The sequence below is a fragment of the Streptomyces sp. NBC_00289 genome, from assembly GCF_041435115.1.
Lineage (GTDB): Bacteria > Actinomycetota > Actinomycetes > Streptomycetales > Streptomycetaceae > Streptomyces.
Map to the genome: position 1 here is coordinate 10,619,373 of NZ_CP108046.1, position 6,807 is coordinate 10,626,179.

General features: G+C 71.1%; 4 protein-coding genes. All 4 read right to left on the reverse strand.

The features are described from left to right. Position 1 precedes the first annotated feature (1 nt). Complete coding sequence (locus tag OG985_RS48765; RefSeq protein WP_371666352.1) at positions 2 to 4,036, reverse strand: DUF3560 domain-containing protein; 4,035 nt, start codon at positions 4,034 to 4,036, stop codon at positions 2 to 4. Positions 4,037 to 4,159: 123 nt separating this feature from the next. After that, complete coding sequence (locus tag OG985_RS48770; RefSeq protein ID WP_371666351.1) at positions 4,160 to 4,804, reverse strand: hypothetical protein; 645 nt, start codon at positions 4,802 to 4,804, stop codon at positions 4,160 to 4,162. A 120-nt stretch (positions 4,805 to 4,924) separates the two neighbouring features. Continuing rightward, a complete protein-coding gene (locus tag OG985_RS48775) occupies positions 4,925 to 5,209 on the reverse strand; it encodes a hypothetical protein (protein WP_371666350.1) in 285 nt (94 codons plus the stop codon). 70 nt (positions 5,210 to 5,279) lie between these two features. Further along, entirely contained in the window at positions 5,280 to 5,849 is a 570-nt protein-coding gene (locus OG985_RS48780) for a hypothetical protein (RefSeq protein ID WP_371666349.1), read from the reverse strand. Positions 5,850 to 6,807 lie beyond the last annotated feature (958 nt).

Below are 6,807 nucleotides of genomic sequence, written 5' to 3' on the forward strand. Positions count from 1 at the left end.
GTCAGGCCGGCGGCGATGGCGGCAATGAACCCGGTGTCGGGGAGGGCTCCGGGGTGATGTCGCGCGGGTCTGCTGGGATCGGCTCACCTGCCAGGGCGGCCCGCATCTGCTCGGCCGACATGCGCCCGCTCACCTCGTTGTAGGGGAGCGTGTACGTGCTGCCCTTGTGCCGGGTCTCAGCCGTTGCCGCGCGGGTGACCACGCGGCATCCATCGACGGCACCGACGGCGCCGCCGTCAAACGCGGCGTGGATGTGCGGCACGGTCACCGTCTTGGCGTTGACCCGGGTCACCTCGTACCAGGACCCCCGCCACTGCACGAAATCGCTCGCCACGAAGTCGGCCCGTCCCCACACCTTGAAGCCGCGCCGCTCCGCCTCCTTGATCGTCTCCGCCCAGTACGTCAGTTCTTCGTCGTACTCGGCCAGACGGCGCGTCAGCTCCTCCCGGCGCGCCTCGGACGGCTCGCGTCGCCACACATCAGCCGTGCGGCCCTTGTCGTCAACGCCGTCGCGCTCCCGCAGCACGCCGCGCCGCTCCGCCTCCAGCTTCTCGATACGGCGCAGCGTGCGCCCCGGGTTCTTCCGGTACCGCTCGTAAGCCTCCGCCGCCTGGGCGCGGTTGGCCCAGTAACCGGCCCGCTCGCCCTCGGCGATGCTCTTGCGCATCGCGTTGTGCATGCGCTCCTGGTCCCTGCGGGCGCGCCCCTCCGAATGGTGGCCCACCAAGATCGGCTGACCCATCCAGAACCGTTCGCCGATCCGGTCCGAGGCATCCCGCGCAGCCTGCGACGATGCCGCCGCACGTCCGGACCGGTCCGCGAACCGCTCCGTCCGCTCCTCGGCCGCATCCACGCGGGCGGCCTCCCGCTCCGCAAACGACATGCCCTCTTCGATCACCACAGCGCACGACAGGCCGAGTGCGCGCACCGCCTCCGCAGCCCGGTTGATCTTCCACCGGTCGGCGCCCTTGTAGCGGCTGCCGCGGATGAAGATCCCGGGGTTGCGGCGGTAGGTCCAGCCCAGCGGGCGCAACGCTTCCCACACCCCGTCGCCCTTGGCGGAGCCCTCAACGGTGGTGCCGTCTTCGTGGGTGTGCCGGATGACGATGTCCGCCGCTTCGGCCTCCTCCTCCGCCTCCGCGACGTCCCCGGGCAGGGTGAGCGCGCGCAGTGCCGCCGGAGTGTGCCCCATGACCCGTGCGGCGCACTCGGCGCAGCGCGGAGCACAGCCGGGCACGTCCCACAGCAGCACCCCGAACCCGCCACACGTGTTTGCCGCCGCGCAGTCACCGCGCCCGGCAGGCTTCACCCAGTCGATCGGCATAACCGCCGCAGCCGCGGCGACGGGGGCCGGGGTGTCGACGCCCGGCACCGTGCCGCCCTCTGCATCCCACACGTCCGCCCCGGACGGGTCGGACACCACGTCAGCCGCCCGCGCGGACACCTCGTCACGGGTTGCCGGCGGGGGGAGCTCTCCGCCGTCCCGCGCGAGCGCTCCGCCCTCGCCATCCCACCCGTCCAGGTCGACCGCATCGGCGTGCGCGTCCGGCCGCGCGTCCTCGGCCAGAACACCCGGCGCCTTGCACTGCTGGGCAACCGTGGCGTTCACCGCGTGGAGCGTCGCCACGGTGTCCAGCCGGACCCCGTCCACCCATGCACCCGACGCGGTCACGTCGTACAGACCGGCCGACCACACCGCGCGCACTTCCCCCGGAACCTTGCCCGTGGCCCGCCCCCCGGCGCGCACGGTCACCGTGGTGCCCTGGCGCTGCATTGCGACGGTCCACCCGTTCGCCGTCGCCGTCTCGGCGAACGCCACGGCAGCCATGGGCAGCCACACACCCGGCGCCGCCTCCGTCTCCGCCACGACCGGCGCACCCGCGTACCCGTTCTGCCAGTCCTCCAACTGAGCCGCCGTCGGCGCCTTACCCTCCGCCGGGATCTTCGGCGCGTTCCACGGCTGAACCAGGGCCTTGACCGATGCGGACGCCTGCCCCTTCTCAATCCCGCTCGTACGCCCGTGTGTCTTCTTCGACGGGAGGTCACGCCCGATCAGCGCTCGCCCCTCGTCACGGGCCGACACGGCGTCCGCGAGGAGATCCACGAACGCGCGACGCTCCGCCATGCCCGGTGCGTGTTCCATGTCCGGCGACACCTCAGCGCACGCCGGAAGCTCGAACATCACCGCCGCTCCGCCATCGGCCGACGCCCACGCCCCACGACCCGCCGGAATGTCACCGGCTGCCGCACGGGCCAGGAACTTGCGACCGGACGCCGCACGCTCCCCGGCCTCCCTGGCTTCCGACTCCAGTGCGGACAGTTCACGCTCACGCCACCGCACCACATCCCGCGCACCCTGGCGCCGCTTGTCTGCGGCCCACGACACCTCACGCGCACGCGCGGACCACGCCCCCGCCGTCTCCTCCGCAACCCACACATCCGGCCCCAGCACACCTGCCGACCGGCGTACTTCCTGGTGAAGGTCGTACGCATCCCGCCGCCACGCCGCGCACGTCTCCGCGTGCTCCTCCGCCACCGTCAGCCGCTCAAGCGCCACGGTCAGCGCACGGCGCGCAAGCTCCGTAAGCCACGCCCGCGACACCCGCACCGTGCCCTCATACGGGCCACGGAACGCTACCGGGAAAACCCCACCCCCGTTGCCGTGGCAGATCACCGGCAGCACCTCAACCGCGCCCCCGTCGGTCTCCCACCCGTCCACCCCGCCGGGGTCCGACACGACGTCGGGCAACACCGCCGGAACGTCCGGTGTCACGCCGCTACCGGCCGGAGCGTCGCCGGTCGGAACCTCGGTCTTCTCGGCCGGCCCCTCCCACCCCGGGCGGGTGATGCGCAGCAGGAACGCTGACGCCTGGGGCCGCAACCGCCCAGCAACCGCGCGCGGTTCCGGCGCACGCTCCGCGCACTCCTGAGCCGACGGCATGTCAAGCCCGAACCAGCGCACGACGGCGAGAGCGTCACGCGCTTCCCAACGGGCCGTCTCGACGTCGCCCCGCCCGTACGCGGACTCTGCCCCCTCTGCGCACTCTTCGGCCTCACGGACCGCACCCCGGGCGCTGTCGTACTGCTCGTCCGTCAGCCCGTCCCAATCGATGCGCTGAGCGAACGCACGGACCGTGTCGAGGGCAGCGCGCGCCATGCCGACCGACACGGCCGTCTGCGCGTTCTCCTCCGCCTTCTGCGCCGCCCTCTTCGCATGGATGCCGTACACGCGCGCCGTCTCGGCCGTCGCGCGCAGCACCGCCGCCGGACGCTCCGCGATCACGTACGCGATAGCGGCCCCCGTGACCTCACCCCACGTACCGCGCACGTCCCCCGTCGGAAGGGTCACGGTGTGTCCGCCGCCCGACTTGAAATGGAAGCGGAACGGGAACCGCTCACCGCACACGGACAGTTCCGACAGCAGGTCGGAGCGCCGGAACTCCCCCTCGTAACGGTCGCCCAGCGACCGCGCCTCCATCGCTTCCGGCCACTCCTCCGCCGCCCTACGCGCGCGCTCGACTTCCGCCACGGACGGCGCCTTATGGGCACGCTTTCGGGGGGCCGAGGTCTCCGCCGCGGTCTCGGCCGGACCGGGCGCCGGAGCGTCCGCCCGGTCCGGCGCGGTCGGCTGTGTGCGGGCGGTGGGCGCCTCGGCGGTCACCAGGTCCGCGACGGCGCGCCATGCGATGCCCTGGGCGGCCGTCTGGCCGTAGCGGGTGAGGGTGGCGCCGTCCCAGCGGTGTCCCCGGGCGGTGAGGCGCCACACGCAGCGCAGGACGGTTTCCCCGGCCTCCTGGCGGGCGGTGAGCAGCAGTGCGCAGTGTCCGGGCTGCGTCTGGACGGTGGCCGTCCATCCGGCCTCCTCGGCCTGGGCGGTGAGGCGGGCCAGGTTGCGGGGGAGGGCCACCCCTCGGGCGTCCGCCGTGTGGGGCTGGTCGGCGGGCGGGGCGGTGGGCGCCGGCACTTCGGCAGGGGTCGGGGCCGGCGCCTGGGCGGGGGCGCTCGTGCTGCTGGCGGGGCGCGTGGTCGCGGTCATGTCGGGTCACTCCAGGTCGGGTTGGTGCCGGGTGAGTTGCCGCTCACACCGGGAGGCAGGGCAGGGGGAGGCAGGGGCGTTCCCGCCGGGGCCGGTCGGGCGACCGGCCCCGGCGGGTGGTGCTCAGTTGCGGCGGTTCGGGGGCCGGTTGTCCCGGGGCGCGGTGTGGCTGGCGCTCGCGCCGTGCGTCGGGGCCTGGTCCGGACGGGGCACCCGCTCGGCCTGCCGGTACTCCACGCCCGGTTCCGGGGCCACCGGCTCGCCGGTCTCCGGGATGACGGTGTACGCCTCCCGGATCTCGTGCGCGGTGAGCGGCCGAAGCCAGAAGTTCCGGACCTTCCAGCCGCGTACGAACTCCGACCCGTCGGGGCCGAAGGTGCGCACGACCAGTCCGCCGGTTCCGCACCCGACCATGCCTGCCGCGATCACGGCGCAGACGCGCATGGATGCGGCCTCGTTGATGATCAGGGCGTCACCGATGACGGTGAGTTCCTGGCCTTCGGTGAGGTCACCGTGCGGCGTGCTGGCGCTGGCCACCATGTGGTGTGTCCCGTCGCCGAGAACGGCGTTCAGAAGGGACAGGTACGCGTCGGCGGCGCGGTCGAGCAACGCGTGTGCCGTGTCGGCGGCGGTCTGCGTCGCCTCGTCCGTCACGTCCTCGCTGACGGGGTCGGGCGTCCACCGCATCGCGTCAACGCCGAGATCCTCGCCCGGGTCGACGTTCTGCCCTTCGAGGCTCTGCCGTACGTGGTCCTGGTACTCGCTCATCGTTCCCCTGCCTTGGGTGGTTGAGTTGGCGGCGGATGAGTTGCCGCTCACCCACAGAATCAATAATACACCCTCGCGGGGGGTGATCGTCAACCCTCAATCACCCCCCGACCTGGTGAGTTACGGCGACTCCACCGGCGTCACGCTCGTACGAAAGAACGGGTTGCGGCTGAGGCTGAACGTCACGCGCTTGGTCTCGCCAGTGCTCTCGCGCTTGCCGTAGACCTCGACGCCGGTCAACTCGCCTTCGTCGTAAGTCACTTGCAACACGGTGCCTTCCCATACCTCGGGCCACGGGGCGGGCCGGTTCGCGGTCCTCGGGCGGGCGTAGGCGGCCAGACTCCGGGTCGGGTTGCGTTCGATGCGTACCCGCTGCCCCCGGCTGATCGGTCCTGTGGCGGTCATGCTGTCCCCTCTCTGGTGGCTGTGGCTCCGGGAGGGTGGGGCGACCGGTGGCCGCCCCACCCTGGGCGCGTCACTGCGTCCGGGCTGCCCGCTGCTCCTCGGCGGCCGTCAACAGCTCGTTGGCCCCGTGGCGGGCGTGGTCGGCCCGTACGCGCGCGGCCACGTCGTCGGCGGACGGCAGTCCGAACCCTCCGTCGCTGGCGAAGATGTCGTACGCCTCGCGCCACCCGCGCACCTGGCACTCGACAGCCGCGCGGGACGCGCACGCGATCGTCAGACCTCCGACGGTGACGGAAAGTGCGCCGATTCCGTCGGGGCTTACAGCCGCGCTGCGAGCCCGGATTTTGGCGCGACGGGGCGCGTCGTCCAGGATCACGAACGAATTGATGGTCAATTCGGGTTCGCGCAATTCTCCCGCGTCGACCTGCTCGGGAAAGATCCTGTCGAGCATTGCGGCGGCCTCACACCAGCCTTCCCACCAAACGCGCGCGCCGGTAGGGTGCCGGAATTCGATGATTGCCGTGGGGACCTTCAGAAGGGGAATGAGCGTCAGACCGATAGACGCGTCGGTCTCGTGCTCTCCAGCAAGGTGGATCGTGAGTCGGCTTACCGCGTCAACGGTTTCCGCTTCCGTGTTCAAGGGGGCTCCTCGTGTTGGTGATTGAGACTGAGTCAGGTTGCCGCCTGACTTCAAAATCAATAATACACTCTCCAGGCTTGGAAGGCACCCGAAACGCCGAACCTTGCGACATCTCTTGCGACATCTCTTGCGGCTACTCCTGCGCCTTCTCTTGCGACATCTCTTGCGCGAGCCCCTCGGGGAGGGGCGACGTATCCGCAGGTCAACCAAGGGTTTCGCGCGTGGTCGGGGGTCTGACATCCCCTCTGCTGCCACTTTTCCCGCGCCGGTTGAAGGATGAGTGAGGAATGGGTGCGGCGGTTGGGTGGGGTGGTGGGCTTCGGGGATTGGGGGCGGCCTGGTGTTGGTTGCGCGTCGGCCGGGGGCCGCCGCGCCGTGCCGTGCTGGCGGGCCCGGTGGACGGGCGAGGGGGTGGGGGAGGGGGAGCAGGGGCCCGGAGGGCTCCTGCTCCCGCCCTCTCCGTCCTCCAGCTCCCTGCCCTGCCCTCTCCGTCCGTCTCTCTCCGCCACCCCACACCCCCCGGGGGACGTCCGGCCGTTCTGCCGGAGGCAGCCCAACCCCCCACCCCCCAACCCCTTGAACCGGCGATGGGGCCCCGGAGGGGCCCCTATTGCCCTTCCCTCGTATTCCGTGATTTACTTTTCCCACGGAATACAATTCAAGTCCCCTCGGTTTTAAGGGAATCGGAGATTCCCCCAGAACCTCACCCCGGGAAAGGGCGCATGACGGACCCTCAACCCAATCCTCAACTCAAACCCGAACTCTCCACCCCCACAATCAAAATCAGCACCCGAATTTGTGCCGGAGGCACAAACCCTCTCCGCCCGTCTTTTCGTGCCGGAGGCACGCAGGGTTATGGAAATGGCCGGAGGCCAATTCCATAACCCACCGCCGGAGGCGGGTAATTCGCGCGGGGACGCGCGAAACGAGCGAAGCGAGTATTCGGCTGCCGGAGGCA